Below are 16,504 nucleotides of genomic sequence, written 5' to 3' on the forward strand. Positions count from 1 at the left end.
AGGGCGCTGTGCAAGCGGCGGGCGTCGATCTCGTCACAGCGTCAGCTGCGGACGTCGATCTTCGCGAACGCCTTCTTCATGGCCTGGTAGCCCTCGACCGCACGCGGGATGCCGCCGTAGATGGTCATCTGCACCATGATCTCCTCGATCTCGGTGCGCGACAGTCCGTGGTTGAGGCCGGCTGGAACGTGGAATGCCAGCTCATCGGTGCGGCTCAACACCGTCAGGATCGAGATGACGACAATGCTGCGATCGCGCCGCGACAGCTCTTGTCGTGACCAGAGATCCCCGAACGCCCAGTGATAGGCGATGCGCCCGACTTCGCCGAGGTGTTCGACGAGGCGTGCCATGTCCTGCGTTGGGTCGCTCGAAGCACGGCCCGCCGTGAGTGTCTGGCGCACCTCGACCGCACGTCGCTCCCGCTCGTCGTCGTCAAGTTCGGCGCCACCCGAACGCTCGGGCAGCCGCTCGACGCCGTCGAGCGTCCGGAACCGGTCGTCTACGACCCGCGATGCCGCCATGGCCATCGGAAATCCGGCGTAGGCGGCCACCTGGATCAAGATCTCCTCGATCTCGGTGCGAGTCAGGCCGTGGTTCAGCCCGACTTCGGCATGCAGCGACAACTCTTCGCTGGAGCCGATGGTGGCAAGGACGGTGATGACGATGAGGCTGCGGTCTCGTCGCGACAGCTGCGTCCGCGACCACACGTCGCCCATCACCACGTCAAAGGCGAAGGTGCCCAGCGCTCCCAGACGCCGAGTCATCGAACGTTGTGCGCGTTCAGCATCTACCTCACCGTTGGTGAAGCGCTCGAACACCTCGAGTGCAGCAGCTCGTCTCTCAGCGTGCGTGCGTGACCCCGTTGTCGTCATCCTGATCTCCCTGTGCCGGTTCGTCCGCGTTTCGGCGCCTGCCATCATCGCCGCGATCGGCCAGGTCGTGCCACGCAGCGGCGGCACGCCCCAACAAGAACTTGGCGCTGCATCGACCGGACGGGCTACAGCTCGCCAGGCTCCTTGCCGGGCAGGTAGGTGACCGGCAGGTTCGTGATGCGGCGCACACGCGACGGCAGGTCGGCTCCCACCAGGCGCGAGGCCCCCGCGGGAAGCGTGGACAGGATGATGCCGTCGAAGCTGGAGCGCGACAGCACTGCTTGGATCGCACGCAGCGGGTCGGGGTCGCCGAGCTCGCCGCTTGCTGCGTACGACGCTGCAGCGATCTTCGCCAACTGCGCGTCGAGACGCTTCTGTGCCTGCTCCATGCCGAGCGTGTCCGGCCCCAGGAAATCGGCTGCCGGCACATGCTCGGAGGGGATGCCGGTGACCGGATCGGCCGCGAGCATCGACAGCCGTCGTGCCCGTGCGTAGCTCTTCGAATGCGTCATCGGCACGAGCAGGTGGAATTCGCATGCTCCGTGCGAGTTCAGCCGGTCGATCTCAGCCACGACCTCGCCGGTGCCCAACGTTTGGTTGGCAACGATGAGCCACCGCGTCACCTCTACATCGGGAGCGCCCGGCGTCAGGCCCGGTCGCATGCGGTCGACTTGGAACGCCATGCTCAGCTTGATCCGGTAGAGGGCGATCTCGCCCTCCACGATCATCACGTCGCGATCTTCCACGTGTGCCACCGACAGATCGCGGATCGTCTTGGTGGCCTCGGCGACTCCCCGACGCGCCGCGTCTTCCCAAGAGATCCGGCTTGCCGCGACCAGCGTGATGACTTTCTCGACAGCGTTGTGATTGCGCTGAGGTGATTCGTTCAAGATGCGGACCTGTTCGGTGTGCGGCTTGTTCCTGCGAGCGGGAAGCGATGCGCTTCGGTGGGGCAGACTGTAGGGCACACCGCGTTCCTGCGGCACAATGCGCACCTGCGGTGTGCTGAAGTGGCAGTAGCGACCTCGGGCGTCAAGTCCGACGGCCTGGCAACAGGTTGGGTCGGGATGTCGGACATCAAGGAGAAACCAATGAGCAGCGTCTACAACGTGATCGAGCTGATCGGGACCAGCGACGAGTCGTGGGAAAAGGCCACGCAGAACGCGATTTCCGAGGCCTCCAAGACCTTGCGAGATCTCCGGGTCGCAGAGGTCGTCGAGCAAGACGTGGTGATCGAGGGCGGCGCAATCTCAGCGTTCCGTACCAAGGTCCGGCTGTCGTTCAAGCACGAGTCGCCTTGAGCCACAACACCTCCACCACGTCGAACTTGGCGCGCAGCCCCAAGAAAGCGCGCGGGCAGGGCGCGCCAGGGCGATTGCCGAGCGAGCGCCCGACCACTCGATGACCGCGCGCGGCCTCGGCGGCATCCGCGTCGTCGAGCTGGGGCAGATGGTGGCGGCGCCCTGGACCGCGAAGCTGCTCGCCGATCTCGGAGCCGACGTCATCAAGGTGGAGCCGCCCCACGGCGACCCCGCTCGCCGCCGTGGGCCGTACCGCCCCCACGCGAGCGATCAAGGTGACATCGGCGGGTTGTTCGCAGCAATCAATACGAACAAGCGCAGTGTGGTTGCAGACCTCTCTCATACCGACAGCCGCTCGACGCTCGACAGATTGCTTGCAAACGCAGACCTGTTCATCCACGACCTAGCCCCGCGCGCAGCAGCAGAGCTCGACCTGATGCCAGAGTCGCTGCGGGCACAGCATCCGTCGCTGGTGACGACGTCGATAACGCCATTCGGGCAGACCGGGCCGTATGCCGACTGGCGGGCCGAAGAACTGCAGGTCGTCCACGGCGGCGGCTGGGGCTGGCTCGCTCCCGGCTGCGTCCAGGATCCTGAGTTGCCCCCGCTCAAACCACACGGCCACCAGGCAGCGTTCCAGTCCGGTTTCGCCGCAGCCTGCGCCTCGCTTGCGGCCGTTGACCGGGCTCAACGCACCGGACACGGCGAGCACATCGACTTCGCCCAGATGTCCTACGTCGTCGGCATGCTGGAAGCGGCATTCATCATCTGGTCCTACACGGGCGAGATCCCCAGCCGTCTGGGCGCCCGCATCCTCAACCCGTGGCGGATGTTGCCAGCCACCGATGGCCACATCTTCATCGTGTGTGTCGAAGCCGATCAGTGGGAACGGCTGAAGGACTTCATGGGCCGTCCCGAGTGGGCCGACATGGAGATCTTCGACACGATCGAGAGCCGCTACGAGAACGAAGACCTGCTGCACATGTGGCTGGGGGAGTGGATCGCCGACCAGTCAGTGATGGAGCTGTTCCATCGGGGCCAGGCAGAGCGCCTGGCGTTCGCGCCCGTGAACACGGTCTCGCAGATGGCCGCCGATCCGCACCTGGCCGCCCGCGATTTCCTCGTGACCTACGACCAGCCCGGTCTCGGGACGATCACGGTGCCCGGCGCGCCGTCGCGGCTCACCAATCCGTGGTGGTCGATTCGGCGTCCGGCTCCAGCGCTCGGCGAGCATGACGGCGACGGGTTCGCTGCGAACGGGCGTGACGACACGACTGCAGCAGCGGTTCGAGCCGATGGCGCCCCAGCGACTGGCACCTCGGCGTCCGGCCGTCCGCTCGAGGGTGTCACGGTCGCGGACTTCAGCTGGGTGTGGGCGGGGCCATATTGCACGCTGCACCTGGCGCATCTGGGCGCGACCGTGATCAAGATCGAGTCGTCGGCCCGGCCGGACCTGGGTCGCCGACTCCCGACCTACTCGGTGCATCACGAACCGACGCTCGACACCAACGGCTATTTCAACCAGTACGGCCAGGGCAAGAAGAGCATCACCATCGACATGGGCACCGCCGAGGGTCAGGCGCTGGCAAAGCGCTTCGCGCTGAGGTGCGACCTCGTCGTGTCGAACTACGCAACCGGCGTCATGGACGGATGGGGCCTGGGTTACGAGGAGCTTGCGGCGGAACGTCCGGACGTGATCGTGGGTGCCGTCAGCGGCTACGGGCATCACGGGCCGTACAAGTCGTACATGGGCTATGGACCCACGACCGGGCCGCTGTCTGGCTTGGCGTCGATGACCGGCTATCCCGGCGGAAGCGCTGAGGAGTTAGGGGTGTCGCTCGGTGACCCAGCGGCGGGCATTGCCACGGCGTATGCGCTGGTGGCCGCGCTGGTGGCGCGGCGGCGCACGGGCGAAGGCCAGTTCATCGACACCTCCATGTGGGAGGCGACTACGGCATGCACCGCCGAGGGCTGGATGGAATGGGTGCTGTGCGGAGAACAGCCCGAGCCGATGGGCAACTTGGATCCGCTGTGGTCGCCGCACAACCTGTACCGGTGCGCCGGCGACGACGACTGGGTTGCCATCTGCTGTGTCGACGAGACCGAGTGGGCGGCGCTGGCAACCCTCACGGGCATCGACCCCGCCGACGAACGCTTCGCAGCAGTAGCCGATCGCAAGGCCAACGAGGCCGAGCTCGACAAGCTCATCGGCGCCTGGACCCGCGAGCGTGACCAGTGGGACGTCACCGAGCTGCTGCAGGCTGCTGGCGTGCCAGCGTTTCCTTCACTCAGCGTCCGTTCGCTCGAAGAGAACCCGCACCTAGCGGCACGTGGCCTCATCGAACGCCTGGCTCATCCCGCTGTCGGCCAGATGAGCCACGTCGGCATCCCGTGGCGCCTGACCGAGGGCACGAACGGAGTGCGAACACCGGCGCCAACACTGGGTCAGCACACCCGCGAGATTCTCACTGAAGTACTCGGCCTCAGCCTCGCCGAGATCGATTCCCTTGCGAAGGCGGGCGCTTTGCGCTAAAGGCCTGCTGCAACCTATTGCTCCGAGCGGTTCGCGTACTGCTGCAAACGCTATTGAGCAAGATTGCTCAATAGCGTTCGTTCGCGATATTCAGAGTGCACAAGTCTTGAAATTTAGAGTCTGTAAGTGCGGCAGGTCTCGGCCAATCCGGCGACGAGCAGTCGATACCTGCGGACGATCGGTATCGGGCCATCCTCACGGGGTTGACCGACGGTGCCGAGTACACGGTGCGGGTCATCGCCGCGAACTCCAGCGGCGACAGCGGCCCCTCCAATGAGGCGACCAGCACACCGCAGTCAACCCCGGGCCCGACACGGCCAAGGCCACCACGCCGGCCACGCGCGGTAATCGACAGCCTGGACGTTCGGGCTGCAACAACCGGCCGTCAGCAGCGGGAATCCAGTCGACCATGGCCATGTGAGCCGGATCACGAAGTAGCGGCAGACCTGATCGCCACTGCAATGGCGCGGGGCGGCAGCGTGCTATTCGTAGCCCAGAAGCGGGCGACCATAGATGCTGTGGCCAAGGGGTTGACCGGGGCGACTCCGTGATGGACGGCAAGCCCACATTCTCGTGCAGGACTTATCATTAAAACATGAGCAGACTTGCTGTCTCGAAGCAGTCCCGTCCCGCTATCGGGACGCTGGCGGTCATGATGGCACTAATGTGGTTGGCCACGCCGGCCCGCGCCCAAGGCGTTTCTGAAGCACCCGCCGTCCTCGACGGTGAGCCGGATGCCTGCGGCGTCAACCTCACTTGGGACGCCCCCACAGCAGACCTATCGAGCGTCACCGGCTACCGGGTGCTGCGCGGCCCGGACAGCGCAACGCTGACCGCTCTAGTCTCTGACACCGGCTCGACCGACACAGCCCACTCTGACACCACCGTGACACCTGGCGAGACCTATTGGTATGGGGTACAGGCACTGCGCGGCGCAGATGTCAGCGCCCAGTCGACTGCAGCGGAGGTCAGCGTTCCTCAACGCCCGACCGCGACTGAGGTCGCGGTGAGTGCTGTGCCGATAGTGGTGCCGTCCACAACCGCTGACTATTTCGTGCTCTACGTGACCGATTGGGGGGGGGTCGCGGTGATTCGAGGCGAGGCAGGTACCACGACCATCGCGGAGAACGTGGCCGCCCTGCCCGTGGATCAATATCGGGTGGAGAAGTACCTCGTTTCTGATCCCGGCGATGTCGATGGCGACTGTGTCGACGACATCACGGAACTCGGAGATGGCGTGGGCATGAGCCCGGTGAATCCCACTGGTTCAGCATTTTCCATCAGCGTAGGCGCCGCCGCCATCCCTGATAGTGCGACGTTCGAGCGGCTCTCTATTGAAGTACGGGGAGGTCGCCTGCTCAAGTTCATGGTCATGCGCATGCACACCGACCGCCCCGCGGTTTATTTCAGCAACGCAAACTCGACGCCCAGCCACTTTCAGATTCTCGAGGACTTGGGCATCGCACATGAATCAGGCATGTTTCGCGGCTCACTCTCCTACTATCCGAACATAGCGGCTCCCGATGGCAGCCTAGGTCTCTTCGATTTCGACATATTGCTTGGATACGAGCAGCAAGATGGCGTGGACGGGCTGGAAGACGTTGAGCGCGTCTATGCGTTGCTCGCCGCCAACATGGGAATTCTCGACGACAACCTGGCCTACCGGATCCCCAATTCCTGGCTATCTGACCTCCGCCCGCATCTGTCCTCCTTCCAAGACTCCAGAGTCAACCTCCTATACGACGACGAGGAGTTCCCGGAGGCCTCCTTCATCTCCTTGAATCCAGGCGAGGGATATGGACTGCTGCGCAATATGGACCCCGATGAGCGCCCCCGCCAGCGCGACATCGTCATCTACGAGTCGCTCCCCAACGAGTTGCCGCGCGTCGCCGGCATCATCAGCACGGTGCCGCAAACCCCGCTGTCGCACGTCAATCTACGGGCCGCACAGGACAGTATTCCCAACGCCTACGTACGCGACGCCCTCAACGACTCGACGATCAGCGCGCTGTTGGACCGCCACGTCTTCTATCGGGTCACCGAGCAGGGTTGGGAGATGCGAGCCGCGACACTGGCCGAGGTGAATGCCCACTACGAATCGTCCCGGCCAGCCGAGGTACAGCGTCTGCGCCGGGTTCTGACCCCCACGACCACGGTCAGCCCATTGAGCAGCATCGGGTTCCAACACTGTGAAGAGTACGGAGTGAAGGCGTCCAATCTGGCCGTGTTGGGAAAGCTGGGCCTTCCACAGGGAAGGGTGCCGGACGGCTTTGCCATTCCGTTCTATTTCTACGACGAGTTCATGAAGCACAACGGGTTCTACGAGCAGGTCGAGGAGATGCTGGCCGACCCCGACTTCCAGTCAAGTCAGGATGAGCAGGTGAAGCAACTGAAGAAGCTGCGCAAGAATATCGAGGACGGCGACTCGCCGGCCTGGATCATCAGCGCGCTGACCGCGTTGCACGACACCTACCCGGAAGGACAGTCGCTGCGTTACCGGTCGAGCACCAACAATGAGGATCTGCCTGGGTTCAACGGTGCAGGGCTGTATGACTCCAAGACGCAGAAACCTAGTGAGACCGCGGATGACGGGATCGACAAGTCGCTCAAGGAGGTCTACGCCAGCCTGTGGAACTACCGCGCCTTCGACGGGCGGGAGTTCCACAGGATCGACCATCTGACGGTGGCGATGGGCGTGTTGGTTCATCCCAACTTCACGGACGAACGGGTGAACGGTGTCGCGGTCAGTGCCGACCCTGCCTTTGGCACGAGAGGGAACCACTACGTCAACAGTCAGATAGGAGAGGATCTGGTCACCAACCCCGAGGCGGCCTCCCTGCCTGAGGAGATCCTGCTGCGAGATGGCGGGGCGTACCATGTCATCTCGTTGTCCAGCCTGGCCAAGCGGGGAGAACTGCTCTTGAGCAACGCGCAACTCTCACAGCTGCGCGACAACCTTGATCAGATTCACTCCCGCTTCTCCTCGTTGTACAACGCTGGGACGGCGGACCCTTTCGCGATGGAGATCGAGTTCAAGATCACTAGTGAGAACACGCTCTCGATAAAGCAGGCGCGCCCGTGGATCTTCACCCCACCCGCCCCTGCCACGCCCCCCGACACTACAGATGCCGATGCGCTCACGGCGAGCCTTGAGAGCCCGCCCAGCCAGCACGACGGCAGCGTGATCAATCTGCAGATCGATTTCAGCCACCCGATCAGGAACCCTTATGTCGATGTGAGGGATGACGCCTTTGAGGTGTCGGGCGGAACCGTGACCAGCGCTTCGCGCGTTGACAGACGCAGCGACCAATGGAACGTTGTCGTCACTCCTGACAGCAATGCCAATGTCCAAATCGTTCTGCCCGCAAGGCGTCCATGCTCGATAGCGGGTGCCATCTGCACCCGTGATGGCCTGCGACTGTCGAACCGGTTGGAGTTGACCGTCGTCGGTCCCGATGGCGGTGGGACGATCGACCGCGATGCGGGCGAGCGAACTCCTTGCAGCGGGACCAACGAACCGCCTCAGGCAAACAACGACTTTGTCGTTAGGACCCGGGACGAGGCCGTCCTGATCGATGTGCTGAGCAACGACACTGATCCGAACTCGCACGCCTTGATCGCTACTGAGGTATCAAGCCCGACGAAGGGAACAGCAGCACTCACTGCACAGAATATGGTCATTTATACGCCCGCGCCGGACACCGACGGCACGGACAGTTTCTCCTACTCTGTCAGCGACGGAGAACACTCCGCCACGGCCACCGTCACCATCGGTCCGACTGGTCCGACTGGTCCGACTGGTCCGACTGGTCCCGGCGCCACCGGCGGTGGCAGCGGCGGTGACGGTGACTTGGATGTGGGTATTGCGACGTTTGTGGTGGCGAATGGGTGGAGCCCCGCGGATGTGGGAGCGGCGGCGGTGCTGGCGGCCCGCTCGGACAGCGCGGTGGTGACCTACACCGCGGGGGACGAGCTGCCGACCGAGTTGGGGGAGCTGTTGCGGGAGGCGTCCCCGGCCGAGGTGATCATCGTGGGCGGCATCGCGGCGGTGTCACGCGATGTCCGCGGCCAGATCCGCTTCGCATCACCCGACTCCGACATCAACAGAGTCACCGGAGCGGATCGCGCCGAAACCGCGGCCGCCACCGCACGACGCATCCTGGGCGGACCCTCAGATGCCGGCCGGGTCACCTTCATCGTGGCCAACGGCTGGTCCCCGCCAGACATCGGCGCGGCCGCGGCGCTGGCCGCGCGCAGCGGCCGATCCGCTGTCATCTATACCCAGCGCGACCGCCTGCCCGAAGCATCCGCGGCGTTGCTGCGCGACTACCAGGTAGCACGCGTCGTCCTGGTCGGCGGCACCGGCGCGATCAGCCCCGGCGTCGAGAACGACATCACCACCACAGCGCCAGCAGCGAGCGTGTCGCGGCTCACCGGAACCGACCGCATCGACACCGCCGCACAAGCAGCCCGCCGCGTGCTCGGCAACCCTGCCGCCGCACCCGACAGCATCACCCTGATCATCGCCAACGGCTGGTCCCCGCCCGATGTCGGGGTCGCCGCTGCCATGGCAGCCGCCACAGAGAACTCCGCAGTCGCCTACGCCGCCCCCGGAACGCTGCCCGAAGCCACAGCGGCCCTCATACGCGACTACCGGCCCACCCAGGTCATCATCGTCGACGGCCGCTCAGCAATCACCGACGATGTGCGCACCACCATCGCCGACACCGCGCCCGACGGAGTCGACATACGACGAATCACCGGCCAAGCCCGCACCGACACCGCCATCCGAGCCGCCCGTCGCGTGTTGGGGTCTCTCTAGCCGACTTCGTCCACGGCTGCACAACTCGGCACGGCAGCGGTATTGCGCTACTGCGGCCAGTCGGTCAGGGTGACGAGGTCGAAGACCGCTCCGGCGGAATCGGCAACGGTGGCGACGCGGCCCGGACCCCAGTCGTTCGGGGGCATGAGCACCGTGCCGCCATTCGCAGTGGCGGCCTCACAGGCGTGGTCGACATCGGCTGAACCGAAACTCACCTTCCAGTGCGGCGGCACGCCCGGGGGCGGTTCGCCCGAGATGCTGGCGATCGGTTCGCCGCCAAGTGTGAACATGCGGCCCGAGGGCCCGAATTCGTCCCACGATGACGCCTCCCAGCCGAACACCGCCCGGTAGAAGTCGAACGCTCCCGCGACGTCGCTCGTGATCAGGTCAACCCACGAGGGCGTCCCGGCCGGATAGCTGTCTCGCAAAGGCATGTCGCTACTCCTGCGGAGCAGTTGGTGCAAGTGCCCGGCGCACCGCGAGGGCCGTGAGTTCTTGGGCTTCGTTGGCCTGATCCAGGAATCGGGTCATGCCGAAGAAGCCGTGGAACTGGCCCGGGTACTCGATGAGCGTGGTGGGCACCTGCGCCTCGGCGAGCTTGTGCGCGTACTCGACCCCTTCGTCGCGCAGCGGATCGTGGCCGGCCACGATGACGAATGCCGGCGCTGCTCCGGACGGGTCGTCGACAGCGAGCGGAGCCGCATATGAGTTCCGGCGTTCCGACGGCTGGCAGTAGAGGTCGTCGAACCACGCCATCGTTTCACGGGTCAGCAGGTAGCCCTCGGCGTTGGCGATCATCGAATGGGTATCACGGTCGAAATCGGTGACGGGGTAGATGAGCACCTGCAGTACCGGCTGGCCGCAGGCGTCGCCGTTCGCTGCGCCGTCGCGGCACATCAGTGCCACAGCGGCCGCCAGGTTGCCCCCGGCGCTGTCGCCGCCGACTGCGACGCGCTGCGGGTCGACACCCAGGTCGTCGGCGTTCTCGATCACCCACTGCGTGGCGGCGCAACAGTCATTCGGACCCGCCGGGAATGGATCCTCAGGAGCTAGGCGGTAGTCCACCGACACGGTCACGACCCCAGCCAGCATGGTCAGGGAGCGGCACGTCAGGTCATGGGTCTCGATGCTGCCGACTACCCAGCCGCCCCCGTGGAAGTACACGAGGCAACCGAGCGCGCCGTTCTCGTCAGCTGTCGCGGCGGCGTCGCCGGGTCGGTAGATGCGCACCGCGATGGCGTTGCCGTCGGGGCCGGGGATCGTCCGATCCTCGGTGGCTGCAACGTCGACCGGCTCACCGCCGGGCGGCAGCTCCTCGAAGCCCTTGCGGGCACGTTCGGGGCCGACGTCTTGAAACGTCGGTCGGTCCAGGGCGTTGAGCTGGGCGATGACACGGGATGCTTCGAGTTCGAGAGTCACGGCCGGGAGCATATTTCGCCGTGTCGATGCGGGCGCAGTGTGCCCGGCAACCGAGTCGACCGCCCGTGCGGCCACGACAGCTGGGTCTGGTGCAAGCGTCGTTGCCGAGGGTCTCGGCGATGGGCTGTGCGAGCTTCGGCGGTATGTCGTTCCGTTTGGCGGCAAGGGAGCCACCGCGCGCCATCACGGCAGAGCATCTGACGGTGCTGAGCTTGGTGTATTCGATGGGTCGACCGGTCACGTAGATGCGCGCCTCTGTGTCGCCCGAGCAGGAAAGTCGAACGGCACCGTCACCCAACGAGTACGTGCCCAATTCGACATACGCGCGCACCGCCGCGGGCTCGCAGGCCGAGAAAGGAAGCTTGGACACGAACCGCTCGTACGCCTCGTCGACGAAGTGGCTGCGCTCGACAGACATGTCGTCGTACTGGGGCCGCGCTGAACCGTGGCCGCGAAAATCGAGGCCCCAGCAGTGAAAGCCATCCTGCAGATGTGGTACCACGGTGGCCCACATGCCGGTATTGAGGCTGTTGCCGTGGTTCAGCAGCATCACGTAGTACCCGACTGCGGTTCTGCCGGAGCTTGAGTCGGCGATCCGGCGCTAGCCGCAGCCACAATTCCCAGCGTCGAAGTCCGGATCGCGCCCGGCTTTGCTGACAATTCGCCCCATCTGCACCAAGAGCCCACGACTAGGGTCCGACGCAGATGTCAGCTGACGAAGCAGAGGCTGCTGTCCGCTACGAGCCTGATGATCGGTGCCCGGAACGGGTGAGCATCAGTGTTGCCCTGCAGGGTGTCCTGTTGGTCGTGGCACCGACCGTGCTGTTGGCATCGTTTGCGGCCCAGGCGAGCGACCAGGACGACAGCTATGTCTCCTGGGCTGTCTTTGCGGCGCTGCTGGTCAGCGGGATCCTTACTGCGTTGCAGGCCAGCCGTGTCGGAAGATTCGGTGCTGGGCTCGTGTTCATGGTGAGTGTGTCGCCGTCGTACGTGGCGATCTCGATCTTGGCGCTCTCAGAAGGCGGGCCGACCATGCTGTCGAGCCTGACCGCGGCCGCTGCGATCTCCTATTTCCTGTTGTCTTTCTGGCTTCCCAAGCTGCGCAAGATCATCACGCCGCTGGTTTCAGGCACAGTGCTCATGCTCATCGCCGTCACGCTTTTGCCGGTGTGCTTCAACGGGATTCGCAACGTACCCGAAGGAACGCCGGCGGCTGGGGGTCCGATCGTCGGTCTGGTGACGCTGATCGCCGCCACGGCGCTCGCCCTGCGTTCCCGAGGGGCGTGGAGGATTTGGGCGCCGCTTATTACGATCGGAGCGGGTTGCGGGGTCGCGCTGCTGTTCGGCGTGTACGACGCTGGCGAGATCGTCGAAGCGCCATGGATCGGCCTTCCCGGTGCGGGATTCCCTGGCTTCGAGCCGAACTTCGGTGCGAGCTTCTGGTCATTGCTGCCGGTATTTGCGTTGGTCGCTCTGGTGGACGGCATCAAGAACATAGGTGACAACGTTCTCGTGCAGCAGCAGTCATGGCGTACACGGCGCGTGACGGACTTCCGTCGTGTGCAGGGCTCGATCAACGTCACCGGGGCCGGCCTCGTGCTGGCCGGCGCGGTCGGGTCGCCGCCATTGTGCAGCTACGGGGCCTTCAGCGTGGCGCTCACAAGTTTCACTCAGGTCGCGGCGCGACGCGTCGGCGTGTACATCGGGGCCGGCCTCGTGGCAGTGGCGCTGCTTCCCAAGTTGAGCGCGGTGCTGCTCGCTGTCCCCGGACCGGTTGCCGGGTCCTACCTGTTGAGCATCGCGGGGCTGCTCTTCGTGGGCGGTATTCGAACAGCGCTTCAAGGGGGGCTCGGCGCACGCGATGCTGTCATCTTGGGCGTGGCATTCGCCCTCGGCGCAGGCATCGAACAGGACACGCTCATCGCAGACCTGCTCGGCGACGTGTGGGGTCCGCTGGCCAACAACGGCGTCATGGTCGGAGCGTTCTCCGCGGTGGTGATGGTCACGTTGTCCAACTTCATCGGTGGCCGTGACCGCAGACGTCTCGACGCCACGTTGAGTACTGCCTGCCAACCGGAGCTCGATGAATTCCTCTCGGGTCTCGCCGCTCGGCTCCGCTGGAACGACGTGTCGACCCAGCGGCTGCGTTCCGCGGGCGAGGAGACGCTGATGAGTCTTGTGGACTTGGACGAGACCGCTCCGAACGGCGCAGTGCCTCGCTTGATCGTCATAGCGCGTCCGGCCGACACCGTGGTGGAACTGGAGTTCATGGCCGTCTTCGATGACGAGAACCTCGAAGATCGACTGGCTTACCTGGGCGAGGAAGCCGAAGCTGCCCCAGGCTCGGTGGACGCAAGCGCCATGACGCTGCGCTTGCTTCGGCACTACACCTCTTCGGTGCAGCATCAGAAGTATCACGGTCTCGATGTCGTTACTGTCCAGGTGAGTGGATCGCGCTAGTTCTGTTCAGGCCGCCAGGCGGAATCGCATGAGGGTCGGTGGTCACAGTACGAGCGGTCGGCATGCAAGAGCGCGACGAAGGGAGACAGCGATGGGTGATCTGCTGATTTCAGGCGGAACGTTGGTCGACGGAACGGGCGCCGAGCCGCGCCGGGCCGACGTGCTCATCTCCGACGGCGTGGTCGCCGAGATCGGCGAGAAACCGGGAGAACTGGCCGGCCGCCGTGTCGACCGCACGATCGACGCCGAAGGCCACGCCGTCACGCCCGGTTTCATCGATGTGCACACCCACATGGATGCCCAGATCGCCTGGGACCCGATGGGCGAGAGCTCGTGCTTTCACGGCGTGACCACTGCGGTGATGGGCAACTGCGGCTTCACGCTGGCACCTGCCCGGCCCGACGCCCGCCACCTGGTGGTGCGCAACCTCGAGCGGGCAGAGGACATCTCCGCTGAGGCCATGGCGGCAGGCATCGACTGGACCTGGGAGACGTTCCCCGAGTACCTCGACTTTGTCGAGGCCACACCGAAGGGCATCAACTACGCCGGCTACATGGGCCACTCGGCGCTTCGGACCTGGGCAATGGGCGAGGCGGCGTTCGATCGAGGCGCCAACGATGACGAGCTCGCGCTGATGCTGCAGCAGTTGCGCGACTCGCTGCGCGCCGGCGCTATGGGCTTCACCACGTCCATTTCCTATAACCACGAGACCGCCGACGACCGCCCGGTTGCCTCGCGGATGGCGGAATGGTCCGAGATCGATGCGCTGATCAGCGAGATGGGCGCCATGGGCGCTGGCATCTTCGAGCTGGCGAACCATGGCGATCTGCGCTCGCGAGACGCCGAGCGGAACGACGCCTACATCGCCAAGCTCGTCGAGCTGGGTGCCCGTACCCGTGTCCCGATCACCTACGGAATGCTGGCCCCCTCCAGCGCGGACCATCACTGGAAGCCAGTGATCAAGCTGCTGGACGGCATCAACGCTGCTGGGGGCATCTCGTGGGGTCAGGCGCACACCCGCCACCTCGGCACCTTGCTGTCGTTCCGCACCGCGTTGCCGTTTGACGCTCTGCCGCTGTGGCGTGACGTGCGCGCGGGTTCGCTGGCTGAACAGAGGGCCGCGCTATCCGACGCCGCCCTTCGTGCCCGCCTGGTCGAAGAGGCCACGAACGGCGACTACGGCCGGGCCCTCGGGCCGGAAGCCCGCAAGCCCGTGTGGGCGCACATCTACCCGCTGACGCAGCCACTGCCGCCGTTTCGTTCCATCGAAGAGATCGCTGCCGAGCGGGGCGTGACGCCGATGGACGCCTTCGTCGACATCGCCCTCGACAGCGACCTCGAGCTGTTCTTTGTCCAGGCCATCGCCAACCAGGATCAGGACCTGGTGCTGCGCCTGATGAAGCATCCCCGCGCCATCCCGACCTTCTCCGACAGCGGAGCGCACGTCACCCAGATCATGGACTCGTCGCTGCAGACTCACCTGCTGGGACACTGGGTTCGCGACCGCCAGGAGTTCACGCTGGCCGATGCGGTGCGCCGCATCACCCAGCTGCCCGCGACGGCTTGGGGCTTCGACGACCGTGGCGTGCTGGCCGTCGGCAAGGCCGCTGACGTGAACGTGTTCGATCCCGAGACGGTCACACCTGATCTGCCCGAGCTGGTGCACGACCTGCCGGCGGGTGAGCCACGCCTGCGTCAGACCGCAACCGGCTTCGCGGCCACGATCGTCAACGGCGAGGTCATCACTGAGCACGGCAAGGTGACCGGTGCTGTGCCGGGCCACCTGCTGCGCGGCCCGCTGGCTCGCTGAGCAATCCCGCTGAGCAATTCAGCCGGTCACCGGCTTCGGCCGGGAGGCGGCTGAGTTCAGGCTCTCACGCTCTTGTGAGACACCGGGGTTGGGGCGGTCGCCGACGTACGCGCTGCCGTAGTTGGGCTCGCTGAGCCATTCGATGTCGGCGATGGCCTCCTCGAAGCCCCGCCGTGCGTCCTTCCAGGCCGCCACGAATTGGTCTTCGGTCTCGTAGTCGAAGGGATCACCCAGTCGCTGCTCGAGTGCGCCGTCGCGCTCGAGCGGATGGTCTGCCAGCCAACGGGCGGCGGCGCGCCACGCGTTGACGGGCTCGAGCACATCTCGGTAGCCGAGATCCCGCATTGTCGGCCCGATGTCGAGCACCCGGTGCGTGGTGGACCAGCTGCCCACCAGCGGGCGGGCGGGGACCGCAAGGTCATGCGGCAGCGACACCAGCTCCCAGCTGTGGTCGAGCTCGTCGGCGACGACCTCCGCGATCTGTGCAATCGACAATGCAGACGAGTCGGCCACGTTGTAGATGCCGCCGAGCGCGGCAGCAGGTGCGTCACAGGCCAGCAGCGTCGCGTGGGCGGCGTTGCCGATCCAACCCTGGCTCTTCACCGTGAGGCCGCCATCGGCCACGACAAGGTAGGGCCGCCGGTCAAGCGCTCGCCGCACGAGGGGCCACTCGCGCGGCAGCGGCTGGCGAGGACCGTACAGCTGCGGGTAGCGCAGGTGAATGGCCTGCGGATGGTGTTCGAACACGGCTTCCTCGGTGACCCGAATCATTCGCAGCTTGCGAAACTCCTCCCCGTCGCCGACCAGTGGCGCGCCGTGCGGCAGCGGGACGGGCATGCCGAGGGGAAACAGATCATCTGGACTGCCAAAGCCGCGGTACACGCCGACGCCGCCGATCGACACGAAGTGGTCGCAGCGTTCTGCCAGCAGCTGTGCCAGCACCCGCAGACGCCCGTACATGACCACGGCAACGTCAAAGTCCTCGCCGCTGAGCGCTTCGCCGGTGGCCTCGCCGTCGAATGGATCGGTATGGATGTGTCGGACTTCTGGGTCGATGAGCTCGGTCTCGTGCCGCCCCGTGTGCAGGATGGTCACGTCGAAGCCGCGTTCGATGAGCCCGTTGACGACGAGCGGACCGGTGGGCCCGGTGCCGCCCACCACGAGCGCTGTTTGCCGTTCGGTCACCGGGCCATTGTGTCTGGCGCTGCTCGTTGTTGCCGTGAGGTAACGCGGGTGCGCGACGTGTAGCTTCGTAGCGACCACATTCCGCATTGAAACGATGAGACC

At 65.4% G+C, this 16,504-nt stretch carries 11 protein-coding genes; 5 read left to right on the forward strand and 6 right to left on the reverse strand.

Annotation, left to right across the window (positions count from 1 at the left end; genetic code table 11):
• Positions 1-41: 41 nt before the first annotated feature.
• Together ACOOHB_RS19090 and ACOOHB_RS19095 are read right to left on the reverse strand one after the other, a co-directional pair.
• Entirely contained in the window at positions 42-872 is an 831-nt protein-coding gene (locus ACOOHB_RS19090; RefSeq protein WP_420446373.1) for a carboxymuconolactone decarboxylase family protein, read from the reverse strand.
• A 125-nt stretch (positions 873-997) separates the two neighbouring features.
• On the reverse strand, positions 998-1,762 hold the full coding sequence (locus tag ACOOHB_RS19095; protein ID WP_420446374.1) for a dodecin family protein: 765 nt from the start codon (positions 1,760-1,762) through the stop codon (positions 998-1,000).
• Between the two features lie 201 nt (positions 1,763-1,963).
• Here ACOOHB_RS19095 and ACOOHB_RS19100 point away from each other — a divergent pair, with 201 nt between their 5' ends.
• The 3 genes from ACOOHB_RS19100 (at position 1,964) to ACOOHB_RS19110 (ending at position 9,528) form a co-directional block, all read left to right on the forward strand.
• On the forward strand, positions 1,964-2,173 hold the full coding sequence (locus ACOOHB_RS19100; protein ID WP_420446375.1) for a dodecin family protein: 210 nt from the start codon (positions 1,964-1,966) through the stop codon (positions 2,171-2,173).
• Between the two features lie 100 nt (positions 2,174-2,273).
• Positions 2,274-4,706, forward strand: coding sequence for a CaiB/BaiF CoA transferase family protein (locus tag ACOOHB_RS19105; protein ID WP_420446376.1), 2,433 nt, complete (start codon positions 2,274-2,276; stop codon positions 4,704-4,706).
• 595 nt (positions 4,707-5,301) lie between these two features.
• The gene (locus ACOOHB_RS19110) at positions 5,302-9,528 is read left to right on the forward strand and encodes a PEP/pyruvate-binding domain-containing protein (RefSeq protein WP_420446377.1); all 4,227 of its coding nucleotides are present in this window, start codon (positions 5,302-5,304) and stop codon (positions 9,526-9,528) included.
• A 47-nt stretch (positions 9,529-9,575) separates the two neighbouring features.
• Here the strand turns inward: ACOOHB_RS19110 and ACOOHB_RS19115 are convergent, their stop codons facing one another.
• Genes ACOOHB_RS19115 through ACOOHB_RS19125 form a run of 3 tightly spaced genes read right to left on the reverse strand, consistent with a single transcriptional unit; the run spans position 9,576 to position 11,497 of the window.
• On the reverse strand, positions 9,576-9,962 hold the full coding sequence (locus tag ACOOHB_RS19115; RefSeq protein WP_420446378.1) for a VOC family protein: 387 nt from the start codon (positions 9,960-9,962) through the stop codon (positions 9,576-9,578).
• Positions 9,963-9,966: 4 nt separating this feature from the next.
• Positions 9,967-10,917: an alpha/beta hydrolase gene (locus ACOOHB_RS19120; protein WP_420446942.1), complete on the reverse strand. Its 951-nt coding sequence runs from the start codon at positions 10,915-10,917 to the stop codon at positions 9,967-9,969.
• Entirely contained in the window at positions 10,823-11,497 is a 675-nt protein-coding gene (locus tag ACOOHB_RS19125; RefSeq protein ID WP_420446379.1) for an alpha/beta fold hydrolase, read from the reverse strand. Before ACOOHB_RS19125 ends, ACOOHB_RS19120 begins: the two co-directional genes overlap by 95 nt.
• A 155-nt stretch (positions 11,498-11,652) precedes the next feature.
• On the opposite strand from ACOOHB_RS19125, the gene ACOOHB_RS19130 reads away from it, so the two are divergent.
• Together ACOOHB_RS19130 and ACOOHB_RS19135 are read left to right on the forward strand one after the other, a co-directional pair.
• Positions 11,653-13,407 (forward strand): uracil-xanthine permease family protein, encoded by a 1,755-nt coding sequence (locus tag ACOOHB_RS19130; RefSeq protein WP_420446380.1) that lies wholly within the window; start codon positions 11,653-11,655, stop codon positions 13,405-13,407.
• Between the two features lie 91 nt (positions 13,408-13,498).
• Positions 13,499-15,217 carry an N-acyl-D-amino-acid deacylase family protein gene (locus ACOOHB_RS19135; protein ID WP_420446381.1) on the forward strand — a complete coding sequence of 573 codons (1,719 nt, stop codon included), beginning with the start codon at positions 13,499-13,501 and terminating at the stop codon, positions 15,215-15,217.
• Positions 15,218-15,235: 18 nt separating this feature from the next.
• Here ACOOHB_RS19135 and ACOOHB_RS19140 read toward each other — a convergent pair whose 3' ends face one another.
• Positions 15,236-16,402: a hypothetical protein gene (locus ACOOHB_RS19140; protein ID WP_420446382.1), complete on the reverse strand. Its 1,167-nt coding sequence runs from the start codon at positions 16,400-16,402 to the stop codon at positions 15,236-15,238.
• Between the last annotated feature and the right edge of the window lie 102 nt (positions 16,403-16,504).

This window comes from Candidatus Poriferisodalis sp. (genome assembly GCF_965215815.1).
Classification (GTDB): Bacteria; Actinomycetota; Acidimicrobiia; order Acidimicrobiales; family Poriferisodalaceae; genus Poriferisodalis.

What these genes read in the sequence shown, in the direction of transcription:
- ACOOHB_RS19090 (WP_420446373.1), bottom strand. Translation starts at nt 872, where the DNA reads ATGACGACAACGGGGTCACGCACGCACGCTGAGAGACGAGCTGCTGCA.
- ACOOHB_RS19100 (WP_420446375.1), top strand. Translation starts at nt 1,964, where the DNA reads ATGAGCAGCGTCTACAACGTGATCGAGCTGATCGGGACCAGCGACGAG.
- ACOOHB_RS19105 (WP_420446376.1), top strand. Translation starts at nt 2,274, where the DNA reads ATGACCGCGCGCGGCCTCGGCGGCATCCGCGTCGTCGAGCTGGGGCAG.
- ACOOHB_RS19110 (WP_420446377.1), top strand. Translation starts at nt 5,302, where the DNA reads ATGAGCAGACTTGCTGTCTCGAAGCAGTCCCGTCCCGCTATCGGGACG.
- ACOOHB_RS19115 (WP_420446378.1), bottom strand. Translation starts at nt 9,962, where the DNA reads ATGCCTTTGCGAGACAGCTATCCGGCCGGGACGCCCTCGTGGGTTGAC.
- ACOOHB_RS19125 (WP_420446379.1), bottom strand. Translation starts at nt 11,497, where the DNA reads ATGCTGCTGAACCACGGCAACAGCCTCAATACCGGCATGTGGGCCACC.
- ACOOHB_RS19130 (WP_420446380.1), top strand. Translation starts at nt 11,653, where the DNA reads ATGTCAGCTGACGAAGCAGAGGCTGCTGTCCGCTACGAGCCTGATGAT.
- ACOOHB_RS19135 (WP_420446381.1), top strand. Translation starts at nt 13,499, where the DNA reads ATGGGTGATCTGCTGATTTCAGGCGGAACGTTGGTCGACGGAACGGGC.